The organism is Nocardia sp. FBN12, assembly GCF_054031145.1.
In genome coordinates this window covers 7,085,412-7,105,355 of record NZ_CM132926.1, presented here as the reverse complement: position 1 = coordinate 7,105,355, position 19,944 = coordinate 7,085,412, and the positions used below count along the sequence as shown (strand labels likewise).

At 69.5% G+C, this 19,944-nt stretch carries 12 protein-coding genes and 2 pseudogenes; 6 read left to right on the top strand and 8 right to left on the bottom strand.

The window, feature by feature from the left end; genetic code table 11:
• Positions 1-7: 7 nt before the first annotated feature.
• The 3 genes and pseudogenes from ACWZHB_RS33345 to ACWZHB_RS33335 all read right to left on the bottom strand — a co-directional run.
• A pseudogene (locus ACWZHB_RS33345) lies at positions 8-3,280 on the bottom strand (error-prone DNA polymerase); the annotation flags it as partial.
• A gap of 328 nt (positions 3,281-3,608) precedes the next feature.
• Positions 3,609-3,848: pseudogene (locus ACWZHB_RS33340) on the bottom strand (PHP domain-containing protein); the annotation flags it as partial.
• 142 nt (positions 3,849-3,990) lie between these two features.
• Positions 3,991-4,446 carry a hypothetical protein gene (locus ACWZHB_RS33335; RefSeq protein ID WP_427905652.1) on the bottom strand — a complete coding sequence of 152 codons (456 nt, stop codon included), beginning with the start codon at positions 4,444-4,446 and terminating at the stop codon, positions 3,991-3,993.
• 132 nt (positions 4,447-4,578) lie between these two features.
• Here ACWZHB_RS33335 and ACWZHB_RS33330 point away from each other — a divergent pair, with 132 nt between their 5' ends.
• Positions 4,579-5,526: an SDR family NAD(P)-dependent oxidoreductase gene (locus tag ACWZHB_RS33330; RefSeq protein ID WP_427905651.1), complete on the top strand. Its 948-nt coding sequence runs from the start codon at positions 4,579-4,581 to the stop codon at positions 5,524-5,526.
• Between the two features lie 30 nt (positions 5,527-5,556).
• Here the strand turns inward: ACWZHB_RS33330 and ACWZHB_RS33325 are convergent, their stop codons facing one another.
• The 3 genes from ACWZHB_RS33325 to ACWZHB_RS33315 all read right to left on the bottom strand — a co-directional run bounded on the left by ACWZHB_RS33325 (position 5,557) and on the right by ACWZHB_RS33315 (position 8,998).
• The gene (locus tag ACWZHB_RS33325) at positions 5,557-6,465 is read right to left on the bottom strand and encodes a sucrase ferredoxin (protein WP_427909379.1); all 909 of its coding nucleotides are present in this window, start codon (positions 6,463-6,465) and stop codon (positions 5,557-5,559) included.
• 89 nt (positions 6,466-6,554) lie between these two features.
• Entirely contained in the window at positions 6,555-8,126 is a 1,572-nt protein-coding gene (locus ACWZHB_RS33320) for a DNA polymerase Y family protein (RefSeq protein WP_427909378.1), read from the bottom strand.
• Between the two features lie 131 nt (positions 8,127-8,257).
• The gene (locus tag ACWZHB_RS33315) at positions 8,258-8,998 is read right to left on the bottom strand and encodes a hypothetical protein (protein ID WP_427905650.1); all 741 of its coding nucleotides are present in this window, start codon (positions 8,996-8,998) and stop codon (positions 8,258-8,260) included.
• 256 nt (positions 8,999-9,254) lie between these two features.
• Between ACWZHB_RS33315 and ACWZHB_RS33310 the strand changes: the two genes are divergently transcribed.
• Positions 9,255-10,388 (top strand): serine/threonine-protein kinase, encoded by a 1,134-nt coding sequence (locus tag ACWZHB_RS33310; RefSeq protein WP_427905649.1) that lies wholly within the window; start codon positions 9,255-9,257, stop codon positions 10,386-10,388.
• Between the two features lie 18 nt (positions 10,389-10,406).
• Here the strand turns inward: ACWZHB_RS33310 and ACWZHB_RS33305 are convergent, their stop codons facing one another.
• Both ACWZHB_RS33305 and ACWZHB_RS33300 read right to left on the bottom strand, forming a co-directional pair.
• Positions 10,407-11,063, bottom strand: coding sequence for a response regulator (locus ACWZHB_RS33305; RefSeq protein WP_101464335.1), 657 nt, complete (start codon positions 11,061-11,063; stop codon positions 10,407-10,409).
• Positions 11,064-11,140: 77 nt separating this feature from the next.
• Positions 11,141-12,565 carry an ATP-binding protein gene (locus ACWZHB_RS33300; RefSeq protein ID WP_427909377.1) on the bottom strand — a complete coding sequence of 475 codons (1,425 nt, stop codon included), beginning with the start codon at positions 12,563-12,565 and terminating at the stop codon, positions 11,141-11,143.
• 859 nt (positions 12,566-13,424) lie between these two features.
• On the opposite strand from ACWZHB_RS33300, the gene ACWZHB_RS33295 reads away from it, so the two are divergent.
• The 4 genes from ACWZHB_RS33295 to ACWZHB_RS33280 all read left to right on the top strand — a co-directional run bounded on the left by ACWZHB_RS33295 (position 13,425) and on the right by ACWZHB_RS33280 (position 19,921).
• Positions 13,425-14,054, top strand: coding sequence for an MspA family porin (locus tag ACWZHB_RS33295; protein ID WP_427905648.1), 630 nt, complete (start codon positions 13,425-13,427; stop codon positions 14,052-14,054).
• Between the two features lie 86 nt (positions 14,055-14,140).
• On the top strand, positions 14,141-17,959 hold the full coding sequence (locus ACWZHB_RS33290; protein ID WP_427905647.1) for a WD40 repeat domain-containing protein: 3,819 nt from the start codon (positions 14,141-14,143) through the stop codon (positions 17,957-17,959).
• A 65-nt stretch (positions 17,960-18,024) separates the two neighbouring features.
• A complete protein-coding gene (locus tag ACWZHB_RS33285) occupies positions 18,025-19,719 on the top strand; it encodes a PspC domain-containing protein (protein WP_427905646.1) in 1,695 nt (564 codons plus the stop codon).
• Complete coding sequence (locus tag ACWZHB_RS33280; RefSeq protein ID WP_427905645.1) at positions 19,712-19,921, top strand: hypothetical protein; 210 nt, start codon at positions 19,712-19,714, stop codon at positions 19,919-19,921. The genes ACWZHB_RS33285 and ACWZHB_RS33280 overlap by 8 nt, the downstream gene beginning before the upstream one ends.
• Positions 19,922-19,944 lie beyond the last annotated feature (23 nt).

Here is a 19,944-nt window from a genome sequence, read left to right as displayed (position 1 = left end):
CGCGAGATCAGCGGAAGTCGCGGGATCGGGCGACGATTCGCAGGTCGAGATGTTCGAGGTGGTCGGCGACAAGACTGGCGGCGCCTTCGGCATTCTGGATACGGCCGCGGATGAGCAGGGCGGTGGCGCTCTGCGCGAGGCGGCGGTAGCGGGTCCACAGGCCGACCGAGCAGACGACGTTGACCATGCCGGTCTCGTCTTCGAGGTTGAGGAAGGTGACGCCCGCGGCGGTGGCGGGGCGCTGGCGGTGGGTGACAGCGCCTGCCACCAGGATGCGGGCGCCGTCTTCGACGAGCAGTAGGTCGCAGGCTGGGACGACACCGAGCGAATTCAGATGGGCGCGAAGGAATTCGGTCGGATAGGTATCGGGCGAGATACCGGTTGCCCAGACGTCGGCGGCGGCGAGTTCGAGTGCGCTCATGCCGGGCAGGGACGGGGCGACGGTGGCGGGACCCGTGCCGGGTAGGCGATCGGGACGCTCCACGGCCGCCGCACCCGCTGCCCACAACGCCGCCCGTCGCACGCTGCTACCGCGCGAATCCCGTTGCACAAAACGGTGATCCGGCACGGCGTCGGGGTCCTGAACAGCCGCGATCCCACCGTGACCGTCGCCCGCGACGAGCCCGCTCGGTGGTGCGACGCGACCATTCGCGGTGTCGTCGTGGCGCGGTTCGGTATCGACCAGAACGTCCAGCGCCCCTGCGGTCGCGAGCGATTCCGATTGCGCGACAGTGAGTTCCACCCGGCCGGTGAGGTCGAGCATCGAGGTGAAGGGGCCGTGTTCGTCGCGGTCGGCGATGATGCGGTCGGCGAGGTCGGTGCCGATGTGGCGCACGCCCGACAGGCCGAGCCGGATCTCGGTGCCCGCGTTCTCGAGGGTGGGCTCGGCGCGGCTGGCGTTGATATCGGGGCCGTGCACGCGCACACCGTGCCTACGGGCGTCGGCGACCAGCGACTGCGGTGAGTAGAAACCCATCGGCTGCGCGCGCAACAGCCCGGCGCAGAACGCGGCCGGATGGTGCAGCTTGAACCACGACGAATAGAACACGATCGAGGCGAAACTCTGTGAATGGCTTTCGGGGAAGCCGAAATTGGCGAAGGCGTAGAGCTTCTCGTAGATGCGGTCGGCGAGGTCGCCGGTGATGCCGTGCAGGTCGCGCATGCCCTGGTAGAGGCGGTCCTTCAGCTGTTCCATCTTCTCCGGCGAGCGTTTGGAACCCATGGCGCGGCGCAGCTGGTCGGCTTCGGCGGGACTGAACCCGGCGACGTCGATGGCCATCTGCATCAGCTGTTCCTGGAACAACGGAATGCCGAGAGTGCGGGCGAGCGAGTTCTCCAGCGCGGGATGGTCGCAGACCGGCGCCTCCTTGCCGTTGCGCCTGCGGATGTAGGGGTGCACCGAGCCGCCCTGGATGGGGCCGGGCCGGATCAGCGCCACCTCCACCACCAGGTCGTAGAACTCGCGCGGCTTCAGCCGGGGCAGTGTCGCCATCTGCGCACGCGACTCCACCTGGAACACTCCGATCGAGTCGGCACGCGAGAGCATCTCGTAGACACCGGCTTCGGCGAGATCGAGCGCGTGCAGTTCGACCTTCTCGCCCTTGTGCTCGTGCACCAGGTCGATCATGTAGTGCAGGGCCGAGAGCATGCCGAGGCCGAGCAGATCGAACTTCACCAAACCGACTGCGGCGCAATCATCTTTGTCCCATTGCAGCACGCTGCGACCGGCCATCCGCGCCCACTCCACCGGGCACACGTCGGCGATCGGCCGATCGCAGATCACCATGCCGCCGGAGTGAATACCCAGATGCCGTGGTAGACCGTCGAGTTCGCCCGCGAGTTCGAGCACCGCGTCCGGGATGTCGGTGCCCGTCTCGGCAGCCACGCCGGACCAGCGGCTCACCTGCTTACTCCACGCGTCCTGCTGGCCGGGCGAAAAGCCCAGCGCGCGTGCGGCATCGCGCACCGAGGACTTGCCGCGATAGGTGATCACGTTCGCCACCTGAGCGGCATAGTCGCGCCCGTACTTGGCGTAGACGTGCTGGATGGCCTCCTCGCGCCGGTCGGATTCGATGTCGACGTCGATGTCGGGCGGTCCGTCGCGCTCAGGTGAGAGGAACCGTTCGAACAGCAAATTGTTGCCGACCGGATCGACATTGGTGATACCGATGGCGTAGCAGACCGCGGAGTTGGCGGCCGAACCTCTGCCCTGGCACAGGATGTCGCTCTGCTTGCAGAACTCGACGATGTCGTGCACCACCAGGAAATAACCGGGGAAGTTCATCTTCTCGATCACCGCGAGTTCGTGCTCGATCTGCCGGTACGCCTGCGGATTCCGCTCCGGCGGGCCGTAACGCTCGGCGGCACCGCGCAGGGCGAGCTCGCGCAGCCACGAGTTCTCGTCGCGGCCTGCGGGCACGTCGAACGGGGGTAGCTTCGGGGCGATCAACCCCAGGTCGAACGCGCATTCGCGAGCCAGCGCCACCGCGTTCGCCACCGCGTGCGGGTACTCGGCGAACAACTGCGCCATCTCCGCGCCCGAACGCAGATGCGCGCCGCCGGTGGGCGCGAGCCAGCCCGCCATCTCGTCGAGACTGCTCCTTGCCCGGATCGCGGCCAGCGCCATCGCTCGGCGACGCTGCGTGGGCGAGGCGAAATGCGCACCGGTGGTGGCGAGTACGGGAACATCGAGCCGATCGGCCAACGCGACCAGCAGTGCGTTGCGCTCGTCATCGGTGGCGATGCCGTGATGGGTGAGTTCCACACTCACCCGGTCGGCGCCGAATCGTTCGATCAGATCCCGCAGCGCCGCTTCGGCTTTCGGTAATTGTGTGTCACCGGCACTCAGGTCGTGCTCGAGTGCGGTGCGCAGGTGACCTTTTCGGCAGCCGGTGAGAACGTGCCAGTGCCCGCCCGCCGACGCGGCGAGCGCGTCAAGGTCGTACCGCAGCACCCCCTTCTCCCCCGCGGCCATGTGCGCCGCCGTCATCTCCCGCGACAGCCGCCGATACCCTTCCTGCCCCTTGGCGAGGATCAGCAGGTGCGGACCGTCCGGGTCGGGAGAACCCGTGCGCGGCACCGAGTCCGGCGCATCGACACCGGCTTCGCGCACCTCCGCCCGCCCGGTGCCCGGCGTGAAACGCACTCCGCCCCGAGGTACAGAACGGCGCCGGACCGCATCCCCTCGGCCCGGCGCCGCCTTCGCATCGGTTCCCAGTGACAGTTCGGCACCGAAAACCGTTGGCATTCCCCATTCCCTGGCCGCCTCGGCGAACCGGACGGTCCACCCCCTTCTCCCCCGCGGCCATGTGCGCCGCCGTCATCTCCCGCGACAGCCGCCGATACCCTTCCTGCCCCTTGGCGAGGATCAGCAGGTGCGGACCGTCCGGGTCGGGAGAACCCGTGCGCGGCACCGAGTCCGGCGCATCGACACCGGCTTCGCGCACCTCCGCCCGCCCGGTGCCCGGCGTGAAACGCACTCCGCCCCGAGGTACAGAACGGCGCCGGACCGCATCCCCTCGGCCCGGCGCCGCCTTCGCATCGGTTCCCAGTGACAGTTCGGCACCGAAAACCGTTGGCATTCCCCATTCCCTGGCCGCCTCGGCGAACCGGACGGTCCCGTAGAACCCGTTGTGGTCGGTGAGCGCGAGCGCTTCCAGACCGAGCCGCACCGCCTCCTCCACCAGCTCCTCCGGCTGGCTCGCGCCGTCGAGGAAGCTGTAGGCGGAGTGGGTGTGCAGCTCCGCGTAGGGCACCGTCGGGCCGGTCGGCCGGTCGAGCTCGGCGGCGTGGTACTCGCCGCGTTTGCGCGACCAGGCCGGACTGTCGCCGCCGTCGCCAGGGTGCATCTCTTCGGCCGGCCTGCCACTCGGCTTGCCCGAGAGCACTCGTTCCAGCTCCGACCAGGTCGGCGGACCGTTGCTCCAGCCCATGCACCCACTCCTCTCACGACCCCCGCATCACCGCACCCCTTTCCCCTTGTCGCACAACTCAACTCGCGGGCAAACGCTCCATCGATCGCGATTCCAGCGCCGCCTCCACATGCCCGAGACCCTGGCGGATCACCGCGCCGTAGGCATCGTTGGCGAGCACATCCAGGTGCCCGCGCGCGATCGCCAACTGCATCCGCGCCATCTCGAAGTCACCGACGCGGCGATGACTGTCGGCCAGGTTCAGATACAGCGAGGGCAGGAACCCACGCAGCCCCTCATCGAGCGGAATGCCCGGCCCGAACACCGCGGCCAGCGCCCGCTGATCCCACAGCAACGCACCCTCCGGCAACTCCTGCACATCGGCCAGGTGATGCGCCACCACGCAGCGATGCAACGGGTCGCCGCCTTCCCCTATTTCGCTCCACAGCCTGGTCAGCGCCGCGCGCGCCGCATCCGGGTCGCCACCGCCGAGCCGCACCGCGGCATAGATGTCCGCCATCCGATCGTCCGCCATGTACACCAGTATCGCACATACGTTCGAATAATAGCGAGAGGCGTTCGAACATATTTTCGAGTTTCCTGGAGGGTCTAGCCCTCGAACTTACTTCGGAGTAAGTTCGAGGAAACGAGCTGCGAAGGAGCAGTGATGTCTCAGGTTTCTCCAGGTGAACAAGGCCGTCGGCGGCGCGATCTCACCGGCAGGCATGTCGTGATCACCGGCGCGTCGTCCGGAATCGGGCGGGCCGCCGCGCTCTCGGTCGCCGACAAGGGCGGTGTCGTGTTCCTGCTGGCGCGCCGCGCCGACGAACTGGCCGAGGTGGTCGCCGAGATCGTCGACGCGGGCGGGCGGGCCTACGGCTATCCGTGCGATGTCACCGATTCCGAATCCGTTGATGCGGCCGTCAAGGCCATTCTCGACCAGCACGGCCACGTCGACATGCTGGTCAACAACGCGGGCCGGTCCATCCGCCGCGCCATCCACCGCTCCACCGACCGCCTGCACGACTTCGAACGCACCATGGCGGTCAACTACTTCGGCGCCCTGCGGATGACCTTGGCGCTGCTGCCGCAGATGCGCGAACGCGGCTTCGGCCACATCGTCAATATCTCCAGCGCCGGCGTCCAAGTGGCTACCCCCCGCTTCGCCGCCTATCTCGCCAGCAAAGCGGCCCTGGACAAGTTCACCGAGGTGGCCGCGGTCGAAACCCTCGCCGATGGAGTCACTTTCACCACTATCCACATGCCGTTGGTGCGCACGCCGATGATCGCCCCCAGCGGCGAACAGGGCCCCTCCGAATCCCCCGAATGGGCCGCGGGCACGATCGTCCGCGCCCTCACCGAACGGCCCAAACGCATCGACGTCCCCCTCGGCACGCTCGCCGAATACGGCGGCATCCTCACCCCCAAACTCCGCGACCGCATCCTGCACCGCTACTACCGCGCTCTCCCGGATTCCCCTGCGGCCAAAGGGGAATCGGTCGAGCCGACCGAGGTAGCGATTCCAGCTCATCCGAAGACTCCGTCGGCAGCCCGCAAAGCCACCGGCACTGCCCTGCGCCGCGCGGCCCGCTGGGTCCCCGGCACCCACTGGTAGCCCGGCGATGACGCCGGTTCCCAACGCGCGTCAGAGTTCGGAGTGGGAAGTCTCCGGGAGTGGTTCCACCGCGGCGGTTTCCAGGTAGGTGGCCGGTTTGGGGGCGGCGCCGCAGCTGGCTTGGCGAGGGGAGGCGGCGACGGTGCGGGCGGTGACGCGCCAGCGGCGGCCGTCGCGGTGGGTGACGATGGCGGCGCCGGCCAGGGTCGGGTCGTGGGTGGGAGCCGGGTCGGGGTGGACGGTGAGGTCGGTGGCGTCGGCCGGGACCCGTTCGCGCACAGCCACTTCGGCGAGCTGGGCGATCGGGGGGTAGCAGCTGCGGCCGCGGAGGCCGGTCAGGGAGACCTCGTCGACGTCGGCCGCTTCGAGCATCGCCTTGGCGGCGGGGGCGTCGACGCGACCGTAGGTGAGGCCGGAAGGAAGCAGGACGACCGCGGGGGCGAAGCGGTGACCACCGGTGTGCGAGGCCTCCCAGACCCGGCCCGGGTAATCGGCGGCCATGGCCGCGGCGATCGGGCGGCCCAACCGGGCACAGCACTGGTCACGTTTGCCGTGGGCGCAGACCAGGACCACCGAGTCATCTACCCGCACACCGACTCCCGGGGCCGACCCGTTGACGAGATGCAGGTCTATATCGAAGAGCTGGCGCAAGTCGGTGATCTCGAACCGTTCACACCAGGACCCCGCTGGCCGCGAACTGGCCAGCAGCACGGTGCGTGTACCGGTGAACTCGTTGCGGCCGGGACGACGGATCAGCGTCGGCCGAACCTGCGCAGCCGATGTCCGCGCCGCCAGTTCCGCGGTGATCTCCGAGCCGAGCACCTCGTCACCGATCACATCACCACCCCACGCGCCGGGATGCTCGATACACAGCCAGCCGGTGAAGTGCCCCGCGGTACCGAGAAGCGGAATGTCGGCAGCGGCCGCCGTACACAACATGCCCTCGAATGGGTTCACAGCGCTCCTCCCGCGACCGAGCCTTCCGGGGCAGATCCCGGACAGGCGTCGTTTCACTCTAGAACCGAGGGCTACTCGTAGACGCCCTCGGCGTGCCATAGCGTCGCGTCGTAGACGAGGAGGACAGCGCGGATCTCGGTGGGGTCGGCATCGAGTTGGACCTGGACGCGCACGGCAATGGCGGCGGGTTCGGCGGTGGACCACCATCGTTCGATGACCGGCCACGGGCCCGCCCAGCCGAGCAGTGCCCATTCCTTGCGGCCCCAGCGCAGGCGGGTGGGGGTGGCGGTGAACAGGCCTCGGTCGGTGATCCGGACGTGGGTGCCGTCGGCGGCGGTCAGGTGCACGACCGGGCGGTGCAGCAGGAGCAGGGTGGGGGCGGGTTCGGGGAGGCGGCCGGGCCAGGGCTGGGTGGGGTCGGCGGCGGGGGTCAGTTCGTCGCCGAGGGCGATCATCGTGATGCGTTCGGCGGGACCACGGCCGCCGCTGAGCACGCCGATGCGGACCGCTTCGCCGCCGAGCAGTCCCTGCACCCGGACAAGGGCACGGCGGGCACGTTCGGTCTCCTCGCCCTCGCCGCCCCACAGGCCGAGTTGCAGGGCGCCGGCGGCGACCACCTCCACCGGTTCCAGCGTGAGCGCGACGATCGGGCCGGTGGGGCGCGCGCGGCGGGTGAGCCATCCGTCGAGTTGCCAGCGGACGCGGTCGGCGGTGTCGGCGGGGGTGAGGGGGCGGGCGCAGCGCCAGATCCTGGTCAGCTCCTCACCCGTCTCGGTGCGCGCGGTCACGGCGAGCCGGGTGCAGGCCACGCCCGCCGCCGACAGCACCGCGTGCAGCCGGGTGGACAGTTGCCTGCCCGCGAAGGCGGCCGCGTCGACCCGGTCGATGGGTGGGTCGCAGGCCAGCTCGACGGTCAGTTCCGGGGCGGGGCGGCGCGCCGACGGTGGACGTTCGGGCAGGGCGCGAGCAGTGCGATGGGCGAGGACGGCGTCGGCGCCGAACCTGGAGGCCACTTCGGCCGGAGACAGACGCGCGAAATCGCCGACGCGGCGTAAACCCAAGCGGCGCAACAGGTCCGTCAATTCCTTGCGCTCGGGTGCGGCCAGGCTCGGTTCCAGCGCGAGCTCCGAGACCGGGAGCGGGGCGAGGTACCGCGCACCCTCCCCCGGTGCCACGATCGTGCCGCGCTTGGCCGCGATCACCGCCGTCGACATGGCATCGGCGATCCCGATCTGTGCCTCGGCTCCCGTCACGGCGACCGCATCGATCAACCGCACCACCGCCGCCTCCTCCGAGCCGAAATACCGTGTGGCACCGCGCGACCCGAGCACGATGAGCCCCGGCCGCAATACCTCCACCCCCGGCACCGTCGCGTCGACAGCCTCGACCACCGGCTCGAACAATCGCGCATCCCGATCCGGGTCATCCTGCACAACAACAAGTTCCGGACAGCAGCCCTGCGCATCCCGCCTACGCATCCCCCGCCGCACCCCCTCGGCCCGCGCGATCGCCGAACACGCCACCACCGAATTCCCCCGCAACACCGCGATCGGCCGATCCGCCGACACCCCCGCCACCGCGGCCGCCGCCACCGCGGGCCAATCCAGGCACCACACCGCCACCACCCGATCAGCGCGCGCCACGACACCACCGACCCAGATGCCCACCGCTACTGCGGTGTGTGCCCGGCATTTTCGTGTAATCCGGCCGCGGCCAGTCAGTTTTCCGACTGAGCGGCTCCCTCACGCCCATCGGTCAGAACCGGGTAACGGGATCACGACACAGCCTCGTGTAATGCGGTGACCTCGGTGGTGCGGGTGACGGTTTCACGAGGCCGCCATTCGGTGCGGCCTGCCTGGGCGCACAGGTCCATGCGGCCGTGGCGGGTCTGGCCCGCCTTGGCGCTGACCCGCACGTCGAGACAGACCGAGCGCAGGCGGCCGCGACCGGGGCCGAGACCTCGGTAGCCGGTGACGCGGGAGTCGAGGCGCAGGGTCGGGTTGGCCCATTCGCCCGCGACGACCAGGGTGGCGCCGCGGTTGCGGGCGCGGGCGGCGAGGACCCGGCACCGAGACGGCGGGACAACCAGCCCACCGAGACCGAGAACCACCAGGTCGAGGCCGTCGAGCAGGACCGCGGCCACCTCGGCGGGGTCGGGGCCTGGGTCGGCGATCACCGCCAGGTGGGACAGCTGGGCGCCCATTTCCGCGGCGGCCAGCAAACCGAGCCGGGGCAGGCCGACCACTGCCGCGTGCCCCCCGTTTCCGGTGACCGCGGCGAGCAGCCCGGACAGCAGGGAGTGCGCGCCGGTATAGGCGACCACCGCGCCTTTGGGCAGCCCACCGTCGGGCAGCAAGTCGGCCAGCGGCGGCGGTACCGGCAACAGATCGCGGCGTAATGGCTGTTCACGCGGTACATGACCGGTCGCGGACTCACCACGTCCCGGCACCGCGGCCATCCGCCTTCGCAGCTCGTCGAGCATGCCCGGATCGGGCGACAACGCTTCCGAACCCATCAACACCACCTACTTCCACGATGGACCCGCGAGCGGAAAACCGCCCTGCGCCGAAACGGCAGCACCGTTCCAGCTATCGATCGTATTCGAATATACGTTCGATAGCGACCAGCGTGACACCCACCCCTCCCCGTGTCCACCGCGAGGGACGCCCAGCCTCCGGTGCCGCGAACAACCGAGCCGCGCGGAGCTGGTCCGGGCGGACTCTGACCGGGATCCCGGCCAGTCAGCGCCGGTTTCGGCTACCCTCGCACCCGTGACCGAACGTGCTCGTCCCCATATCGGCCCCGACTACCTGGTCGCGGGTCGCTACCGCCTGCAATCCAAGCTGGGTGGGGGTGGCATGGGTGCGGTCTGGCTCGCGACCGATCGGTTGCTGAACCGGGAAGTCGCGATCAAGCAGGTGCTGTCCACCGCGGGACTGAGCGCGGCCGAGGCCGAGCAGGTGCGCAGCAGCATCGTGCACGAGGGCCGGGTGGCCGCCAAGCTGTCGCACGTGCACGCCGTGGCCGTGCACGATGTGGTGATCGAGGCGGGCGAGCCGTGGCTCGTCATGGAGTACTTACCCTCGCGCAGCGTGGCCAAGGCGCTCGCGCTGGTCGACACGCTGCCCGCGGTCGAGGTCGCCCAGATCGGCGCGCAGGTGGCCGACGCGCTCGCCGCCGCGCACGCCGCCGGCATCGTGCACCGCGATATCAAGCCAGGCAACATCCTCGTCGCCGACCGCGGCAACAGCATCGGTCTGGCCAAACTCAGCGACTTCGGCATCTCGCGCGGCGCGGGCGACACGCACGGTGACGAACCCGACGGTGTGATCACCGGCACCCCGGCCTACCTCCCGCCCGAGGTCGCGCGCGGCGCAAGGCCCACCGAGGCCAGCGACGTGTTCTCCCTCGGCGCCACCCTCTACACCGCGCTGGAAGGCCAGCCGCCGTTCGGCTTCGACTCCGACGAGAACGACGTCGTCGCCAAGGCCGCGATGGGCCGGATCATCCCGCCCACCCGCAGCGGCATCCTCACCCAGCCCCTGCTGCACATGCTCGAGCCCGCCCCCCAGCGTCGCCCCACCATGGCCGAGGCTCGCGACGAAATCCTCACCGCCGCCTTCGGACCCGGCACCGGCGCCTACATCCTCGGTGTGCCGCTGCGCACCGAGGACAGCACCATCCCCGCCTGGTCCACCCGCAACTCCGCGAGCGGCCTGCGCAGCCCCAACGCCGCCCCGCTCCCGCGCCCGCACCGCGCCCCCCTCGCCGCCACCGCCGCCGCGCCCCCACAGCGCACCGGCAGCTTCATCGACAACCTCCCCAACGGCGCCCCCCTCGCCATCGGCGCAGGCGTACTGATCGGCTTGATCATCCTGATCGCCATCATCATCGCCGTGATGTAGCGCCGCGGCCCTACCGCTTCACTCGATGCGGCGCCGATGAGCCCACCGAGTCAGCGCGTTCCGGTTCGACTGTTGTGTCTTACGAAGCACATTCGACGCGTGCGTCTCGACGGTCTTCACCGAGATGAACAAGGATTCGGCGATCTCCCGATAGGTGTAACCGCGGGCGAGCAAGCGCAGCACTTCCAGCTCACGCGGGGTGAGCGAGTCCAGCTCGGGATCGAGCGGCGGCTCGGGAACCGGCGAGCGCCCGGTGAACGAGTCGAGCACGAAGCCAGCCAGCCGCGGACTGAACACCGCGTCCCCACCCGCGACCCGGCGAATACCGTCGGCAAGCTCCGCACCGGAAATCGTCTTGGTGACATACCCGCGCGCCCCCGCCCGGATCACCGCGATCACGTCCTCGGCCGCGTCGGACACACTCAACGCCAAACACACCGGCCCCGTGGCGATCCCGCTCAGCACCGCCACCCCACCGCCATCGGGCATGTGCACATCCAGCAGCACCACGTCCGGCTTCGCGGCATCGATCCCGGCCACCGCCTCGGCCACCGCGCCCGCCTCACCGACGACCTCCATGTCGGTCTCCCGGCTCAGCTCTGCCCGTACCCCCGACCGGAAAACCGCGTGATCGTCGACCAGGAAAACCCGAACACTCACTACCAGACTCCTCATTCGAACCGTGTCGATCGACCTGCTGTCATCGGTACCACACCGCGGTGTCCTGGCGCCGAAATCGGCTCGGGTCGCGCTCAGTGATCGGCTGGGTGGTCCCGCGTCGACGCGCGATCATCGGGGCGCAGTGGGGTGGTCGGCGCGTCGACGGGGCCTGGTACAGATGTTTCGGCCTCGGTCGCGATTCCGCCCGGTCCTGCGGAGTCGCCCGCGACCTGGTCCGACGCGACGCCGCTCGCGCCCTCGTCCGGCTCGGAGGTACCGGAGTCGGTGCGCGGCATGACAATCCGTACTTCGGTGCCACGGCCGATCGTCGAGTCGATCTCGGCGGTGCCGCCACGGCGCTCGATTCTGGCACAGATCGACTTGGCCACCCCGCGCCGGTCGGCCGGGACCGCGGACACGTCGAAACCGGCGCCGCGGTCGCGCACGAAGATGCTCACCTGGTGGGGTTCGGTCTCGGCGTACAGGTCGATCTCGGGGACGTCGGCGTGCTTGGCGGCGTTCACCAGTGCCTCGCGGGTAGCGCCGAGCAGGGCGGTGAAATGTTCCTTGGGCAGGCCGGCGCCGGTGTCGCCGGGGTCCATCGCGACATCGCCGACGACGACCGGGGTGACCTTCACCCCGTGCTGGTCCTCCACCTCGCCCGCGATGGTGCGCAGCGCGGTGGCCAGGCTGGACTGGGCGGGTGCGGTGTCGTCGAAGAGCCACTTGCGCAGTTCGCGCTCCTGACTGCGGGCCAGCCGGAGCACCTCTTGCGGATCCTCGGCCTGACGCTGGATCAGCGCGAGTGTCTGCAGGACCGAATCGTGCAGATGGGAGGCGATCTCCTCGCGTTCCTCATTGCGGATGCGGGCGCCGCGCTCGGCATTGAGCGCGCGAACCATGCGCAACCACAACGGCACCGTGAGCAGACCCGCGCCCACCAGGGTGACCGCCACCGCGATCAGCGCCGACCCGAGCGAGCTGAGATCGATCCTGGCCAGCACCACCACACCGAGCCCGACCACGATCAGCGTCGCCCCGGCCACGATCCGCGACCAGGTGACCACCGAGGGTCGCGCGGGCAGCCCGAACAGCGCCCGTGGACCCGGCGCGGCGACATCGTATTCGCGCCACACCAGCGCGGCACCCACCGCGACCACCACGATCGGCACGATCACCTTCGCCGCGGTCCCCTGGAACAACCAGCCCACCGTGACCGCGAGCCCGAGCCCGAGCAAGGCCAGCCCGATGGCCTGCCTGCGCTCGTCACCGGTCGGTTTCACGGCGTCCGCGCCACCGGGAGTGAAGATCCACAGCAGCCCGTACGCCACCAGCCCCGCACCGACCAGCGCGGACAGCAACACGAACGCCAGCCGCACCTTGATCACGTCGACACCGAGATGGTCGGCCAGACCACCCGCGACACCACCGACTACCCGACCACCGCTACGGCGGACCAAGCGCGGAGTCTCGGGCAAGGGCGCACCCGTCGGTTCGGGGCCGGGGGCAGGCAGCATCGGCCGATAGCCGCGAGGCACGCCGTAGCCCTGCGGATAGCCCGGCGCTGTCCGGTACTGCTGGGGCGGAATGTATTGCTGCGGCGCTCCATAGACCACCGGCTCGCGCCCTACGAAACGGTCGCGTAGCCGATGTCCCCCGAACCGCGGATCCGCCGCGGCCCCCGGCCCATCGGAAGGTCCCGCCGAACCACGCGGCCGATTCGCGGCCGCCCCTGTGCCGATTCCAGGCTGATGGCCAGGCGCGGGGCTGCTCGCGCCGTTACCGATGGCACCGTTACCGGCCATCGGCTGGTAGCCCGCCCCATACCCGCCCCCTCCGACCGTCGAGCCGACAGCACTGTTGCCTGCGACAGGCCGATAGCCGGCAACGGCACCATTGCCCACTGGCCGGTAGCCGGGCGCGACGCCGTCGCTCGCATTCGCACCGCTGCCGCCCGCGGGGGCCTGGTAGTTGGGGGCGTTGTTCCCGGCGGCGGCGCCGGGCCCGGGTGGGGTGGCAGACCCCTGGGCGGCAGTGCGGGCGGAAACAGACGGATCCATGCTCTCGATAGTGGCACGCGGGGCGGGGTGCTGACATCAGGAAAGTCCCTGATCTCGTCCCCGATGTCGGCGATTCGGCGCTGACCTGGGCGCGAGCCGTCCGGTCCGGACAGAAATCAGTCCCTACCAGGGCGGATGCCCGCGCCGGTGACGAACAGGTCCGGTGGCGCCGGATCGCCGGACCGGAAACCCCGCCGCGGAGTCCTCAGCAGGCCTTTTAAGCCGATGCGCGGCCGCTCCGAAAGCCCGGCCGCAGAGGGTTTTCCTACGTTGATGGCAGGCCGGAATTACGGCCGCCGCTTCAGGGGAGGAACACGTGAACATCTTCACCACCGTGCTGGGTGCCGCCACCATCGGACTGAGCACCATCGGGCTCACACCGATCGCCTCGGCGTCGCCGATGGCACCGCACGAGACGACCTACCACGGGCCCGACGGCTTCGAACTCACCCTCGGCCACACCGAGGAGTCCTACCGGCTGGTGCCCCCGCTCAACGCGATGCCGACCAATCGCGAGGTATTCCTGGACAACACCGCCTACGTCACCGCCCCGCCCGGCGCGACCGGTGACCTCACCTCCGGCTATCTCGTCGCCTGCGCGGTGGACCTGACCCTGTCGGTCGGGCTCGACGGCGGCATCTCGGTCGGTGCGGGGGCCACCATCGGATTCGGCTCGTCCGGACCCGACGTGTCCGCCGACATCGGTCCCTCGATCTCGGCGGGTCTGGATCTGAGCCTGTCGCTCGCGCCGGGCGAGATCAAGAAGATCGATGTGGGATCCATGCCGCTCGGGTCGGGCACCACCTATCTGGTGAACCGGGACTTCCATCTGATGGTCGGCAACTGCGGCGGACCGCTCAACATCTACTCGTGGGCGACGGTCACCGCGAGCACCGGACAGGTGCGCGCGACGAACTCGATCTTCGGCGACACCATGTTCCTGTGAGCTGAACCGGGACCCGGCGAACTCGCCGGGTCCCGGTCCAGCCGAATACCATGGCCCTCGGTCGTTTTCATCGAACGGGGGGTTCCTTGACCAACAGTGACGCGCAGAGTTCTTCACCGCGTGTGCTTTTCGCCCAGCGGTTCGCCGAACTCTATGCCGCGGCGGGCAATCCGACCTTGCGCCGGGTCGCCGCGGCCACCGAGCGGCGCATGCGCGGCACCCAGGCCGGCACGCCGTCACCCCAGCGGATCAGTGACTGGAAGGCCGGGCGCAATGTGCCCGCTCGCTTCGAATCGCTGCTGCCGGTGGTGCTCACGCTCGTCGAGCTGACCGAGAAGGCCAAGCGCGACCTACCGCGCAGACTCGCCGACCCGCACGAATGGCGACAGCTCTGGCAGGAATCGGTCACCTGGACGGCGGCCGCGGGCGACGGCGACACCTGCCCCTACCCCGGCCTGCGCGCCTACCTACCCGAGGAGCACACCATGTTCTTCGGACGCGAGCAGGCCACCGCCGAATTCGTCGAGCTGGTTCGCGTGAGCACCGGCATCGCCGTCCTGATCGGCGCGTCCGGTGCGGGCAAGTCGTCCCTGCTGGCGGCGGGTTTGCGACCGGCGCTCGACCTGCCAGCCGCCACCATGACACCGGGTGCGACGCCGACCGCCGGACTGGCCGCGACGCTGACCGACGACCTGCGGGTCTTGATCGTCGACCAGTTCGAGGAACTGTTCACCCTGTGCCAGGACGAGGCCGACCGCGCGACATTCCTGGCCGCACTCGCCGCCCTGCCCGCGTCACTGACGGTCGTCCTTGCGCTACGCGCCGACTTCTACGAACACTGTCTGCACTATCCCGTGCTGCGAAACAGCCTGCAGCACAACAACTATCTGCTCGGCGCGATGTCCATCGACGAGGTGACACGCGCGATCGCCGGACCGGCGTCCACCGCCGGGATCACGCTGGAGCCGGGTCTGGAAGAGCTGGTGCTCACCGAGCTACGTGGGCTCGGCGGACATCTCAGCACCGACGGCTACGACCCCGGTGCGCTACCACTGCTGTCGCACGTGATGGCCGCGACCTGGCAGCAGCGCGAGGGTCGCAAACTCACCGTCGCGGGCTATCGCAAGGCAGGCGGTGTCGCGGGGTCGGTCGCCGAGACCGCCGAACTCGCCTGGAGCGAGCTCACCCCGGCTCAGCAGACCGCCGCGCGGGAACTGCTCGGCTCGCTCGTCACGGTCGGTCAGGACGCGCGCGACACCAGACGGACCGTCGATCGTGCCGAATTACTCAGCCGCAGCGGCGATCCCGATGCCACCGCGGAAGCGCTCGAGGTCCTCGCGGCCAGCAGACTGATCGCCCTCGACGCGGGCTCGGTGCAGTTCTCCCACGAGATCGTGCTGACCGCGTGGCCCCGGCTGCGCGGCTGGATCGACACCGACCGGGTCGGGCACCTGGTTCGTCAGCGGCTCGAGCACGATGCGGCCGAATGGGAAGCAGCGGGCCATGATTCGGCACTGCTGTATCGGGGCACCCGACTCCACAGCGCGGGCGAGCACACCGGTCGCACTTCGATCAGCCCGCGCGTACACACCTTCCTCCAGGCCTCCCGACGGGCCGCGCGGATCGGCGGACGCTGGCGAATCGGGGCGGTCGTGGTCGTAATCGCCCTGCTCGCCACCGGTGTCATCGCCGTCGACCGCAGCAGGCTCGCCGACCAGCGGGCCATGGACCGCGACTACGCCGAACTGGTGGCCGCGGCCCATCGGACGAGAAGCATCGATCCGTCGATCTCGGCGCAGTTCCTGTTGGCCGCGTATCGAATTCGGCCCGACGACGCGACGCGCACCCAACTGTTGAACACCCAGGATTCGCCACTGGCCGTCACCGTGCCCGCTCACGAACGAGGCATCTCCGTGCTGGCCTATCGCCCGGCCGACGCGCTACTGGTCTCGATCGACTACGCGGGCGACACCGCCTTCTGGGATCTGCGCGATCCCGCACGACCGCACCGAATCACCACCTCGCTCGGCACGCGAACCCACCAGTTCGATTTCATCCCGGGCCGCACCGACGCGGTCGCCCTCGGCGATTCCGGTATCCAGCTGTGGGATCTCGCCGACCCCGAGTCACCGCGTCTGATCCACACACTCGATACCCCCCGGGCCGACACGATCGCCATCGATTCGAGCGGAACCCGACTCGCCACGGTCGAGGCATCGACACTCACACTCTGGGATATCCGCGATCGGGCACGGCCGTCGCGCACCGTCACCCGTCCACTGGCCGGTGACCACCACGCCATCGAATTCGGCCCCGGCGGCACAGTGCTCGCGGTCGGCTCCGTCACCTTCGACACCGGTCTCCCCGATACCGTGCAGTTGTGGGACACCACGGCGGCACGCCCACTCGGACCGCCGATCTCGACGACGGCAGGCGACTTCCTCCAAGAGGTCACCCTCAGTCCCGATGGCACCCGCCTGGCCATCGGCACGCACGGCGCGAAGGGCACCAGCAGCGCACCGTCGAGCCAGTTCGAACTCTGGGACATCACCGATCCGCACCACCCGCGCTCCTTCGGTGCCTCGACTCGCGTCGACAACGACGTGCTGGCCTCGATCGTTTTCCACCAGGACGGAAATCTCCTCGCCACCGGATCCGACGAGGCCGCCCGGCTGTGGAACATCTCCGACCCGGCCCAGCCCGTGCAAGCGGGCCCTGCCCTCTCGGTGAGCCCGGCCGCCTGCCCACAAGCCCGGATCTCCCTGTGCAGCGGCGGACCGACGTCGATGCTTTTCATCCCCGGTGAGCCGGTGCTCGTCAGCGCGGGGCACGACGGCCTGCTGCGCACCTGGACACTGCCTCGATCAACGATCGACGTGATTCCCCGTATGCCCTCGGGCCCGGTGTTCGATCGAGCCGGAGATCGGATGGCCATGGTGACCCGGACCGGCGACGTCGGGGTCTGGGACACCACCGATCCGCGTCGCCCGACCCGGCTGACCACGATCCCGAACGTACTGGCGCTGTCGAACCCTGTTCTGAGTCCGGACGGACGGACACTGAGCCTGCACGAACTGGGCGGCAAGCGGCGGCTCCTCTTCGACCTCGACGATCCGGGTGATCCACGACCACTGCCCAGCTGGCCGACCGGCGAGGCCGACAGCTCGACCGTCAAGGGCGACCGGATGCTGCTGACCTTCCCCGACTCGGTCCAGATGTGGGACGTCGCCGACCGCATGGCGCCCAAGCCCCTCGGGTCGCCGATCACCGCGAGTTTCGGAAAGATCGTCGGCGACAGCTTCAGCCCCGACGGCAGCCTGGTCGAAGTGATGCTCGTCGACCAGGCTGACAATTGGCAGCAATACACCCGGCAGATCTGGAGTCTGGACGACCCGGCGCACCCACGTCTGATCGCCGAAGTCGACGTGGAACTCACCACCGTTTTACAGCCGTCCCGATTTCTGCCCGACAATCGAACAGTCGCCGTCACCAAAGGCGATCGCTTCGGGCTGTGGGACACCGAAGCACCGGAGACGTTCACCCCGCTCGTCGACGCGGTCCGCACCGAAATCGGGCCGATCAGCTGGATCTCCGCGTCGACGGACGGCTCCGAACTGGCCGTGTCGAGCGACGACGGCACGACCGGCCTGTGGAATCTCGACGACCCCCGCGCACCACGCAAATACATCGGCCCACTCGGGCCCGCCGACGGCCGCGACCGCCAGGTGACCCTGCACCCAGGCGGCGAACAGCTCATGGTCGTCACCGACAACGGCCAGCTCGGCGTGTGGGACCTCGACGCCGAGACCGTCGCCGCCCGGATCTGCGCGGCCACCGGCCGACTCACCGAAGCCGTGTGGCGCGGTCACGTCGCGAACGTCGCCTACCGTTCCCCCTGTTCGTGAACCCGGGAAATTCTCAGGGTTACCCCCGATGTGCGGAAGGGGTGGCTCGGCACACCATGGATGGCATGAGCAGAACGAGCTTCGCCGACCAGGTTCACCAGATGTGGCAGACGCGGCCCGTCCGGCTGCCTCGGCAGGGCCCGATTGCCGGGGTGGCGGCGGGCTTCGGGTTGCGGTACGGGGTGGATCCGGTGCTCGTGCGAGTGGCCTTCGTGGTGTCCACGATTTTCGGCGGGGCCGGGATCGTGCTGTACCTGCTGGCCTGGCTGGTGCTCGGGTCGGCGGGGAACGAGGTGTCGGCGGCGCAGGCCCTGGCCGCGCACGATCGGGGCGGGCATTCGCAGACCAAGACGATCGTGTTGATCGTGGCGCTGGCCATCGCGGTGTCGACCATGGGCCCGATCGGGTTGGGGATGGGCGGGTCCGGGGTGATCAGTCTGGGGCTGATGCTCGCGGGCTGGTGGATGCTGTATCTGCGGCATCCCGAGTTGCCCGCGGGGTTCGACGCCTACCGCTCGCCCCTCGGCGCGACCGGCTATCCGGGCGCGGGCTACCCGACCGGTGTCCCGGTGCGCGGTTACCCGTACAACCCGGAGGTGCCGCCGACCGGGATGTACACCCCCTACACCACACTCCCCGACGCCTACGTCCCCGATCCGGCCCGCGAGGAATCTCGCACGGCCACAGCCGAATCCACGCCGCTGCTGCGTGTCGATGCGACCGAGACCGTCGTTCTACACAAGGACATCGACGAAACAGCCAGCGCCACTGCTGATTCGGTCGACACGGTGCGAATCAGCGCGACCTCGGCGAACCCCGCCGCGCCCAGCGTCGAGGCGCCGACGAACCAGCCGGACACCTCACCAGCCATCGCGGATACCGAGCACGCATCGAATTCCGATCGCCCGGTTGATGATTCGCCCGCACCCATCGACCTCGGGAAGCAGGCGGCCACCTCGAACGAGGTCGTTCCCGCCGGCGAACCGACCTCGCTGGAGGAAGCCGACGCCACCGCGATCCTGCACAAGAACCTATCCCGAACCATCTCCGCCGCACCGGAACCCCCGCGCATCAACGCGCAGGTCCCCAACGGCTGGGACCCGCTCGCCGTCGCGCCGCTGGCCTGGGAGTTCCCGGAAGCCGCACCCCGCTACGCACCCGTGGCACCCCCGGCACCGAAACGTCCACGCTCCCGGCTGACTCCGGTCACCATCGGCCTGGCGATCCTCGCCGCTGCGCTGGCCGGTGCGGCAGCGGCATCGGGTGTCGAATGGATGACCCCCGCCCGCATCGCGGCCTTCGCGTTGGCCGTGATCGGCCTCGGGCTCGTCGCAGGCGCGTTCCTGCGGCGTGGGTACGGGCTACTGGTACTCGCCGCTCCGCTGGCCGGATTCGTGGCGCTGGCCGCGCTGATCGGGCCGATCGACTTCGACGAAACCGCCATCGGCGACCGGGTCTGGGCACCGACCTCGGTGGCCGAATTGCAGCCTCGCTACGCCCTCGACATCGGTTCGGGCACGCTGGATCTGCGCGGTCTCGACCTCACCGAGTCGCGCAGTGTCGAGGTCGCGGTGAATGTCGGTGACGCGAAAGTGCAACTGCCCGAAGGGATGACAGTGAAGACGACATGTGACATCGGAGTGACCGATTCCAACTCGACCTGCCAGGACGGGCTGAGCGGGCCGAACTCCGCCGGCGCGCCGGTCCTCGACCTGCTCATCACGATGCACGTGGGTGACGCGGTGGTGACCCGTGGCTGAGCCGACCGGTACCGAACCCGCCCGCCGACCCGCGTTCACCCTGCTGACCACCGGCCTGATCGCGCTCGCCGTGAGCGTCTGGGCCCTGCTCGGCGCACCCACCCCCGACGACGGCATCCTGCCCATCGGCTGGGGCGTGGTGATCGCGGCCATCGTCATCGGCCTGCTGCTCACGCTGGCCCCGAGCCGTAAACGCCACTGAGGACAACCCCGACGAACAGCGAT

What these genes read in the sequence shown, in the direction of transcription:
- ACWZHB_RS33335 (WP_427905652.1), bottom strand. Translation starts at nt 4,446, where the DNA reads ATGGCGGACGATCGGATGGCGGACATCTATGCCGCGGTGCGGCTCGGC.
- ACWZHB_RS33330 (WP_427905651.1), top strand. Translation starts at nt 4,579, where the DNA reads ATGTCTCAGGTTTCTCCAGGTGAACAAGGCCGTCGGCGGCGCGATCTC.
- ACWZHB_RS33325 (WP_427909379.1), bottom strand. Translation starts at nt 6,465, where the DNA reads ATGTTGTGTACGGCGGCCGCTGCCGACATTCCGCTTCTCGGTACCGCG.
- ACWZHB_RS33315 (WP_427905650.1), bottom strand. Translation starts at nt 8,998, where the DNA reads ATGGGTTCGGAAGCGTTGTCGCCCGATCCGGGCATGCTCGACGAGCTG.
- ACWZHB_RS33305 (WP_101464335.1), bottom strand. Translation starts at nt 11,063, where the DNA reads ATGAGGAGTCTGGTAGTGAGTGTTCGGGTTTTCCTGGTCGACGATCAC.
- ACWZHB_RS33300 (WP_427909377.1), bottom strand. Translation starts at nt 12,565, where the DNA reads ATGCTGCCTGCCCCCGGCCCCGAACCGACGGGTGCGCCCTTGCCCGAG.
- ACWZHB_RS33285 (WP_427905646.1), top strand. Translation starts at nt 18,025, where the DNA reads ATGAGCAGAACGAGCTTCGCCGACCAGGTTCACCAGATGTGGCAGACG.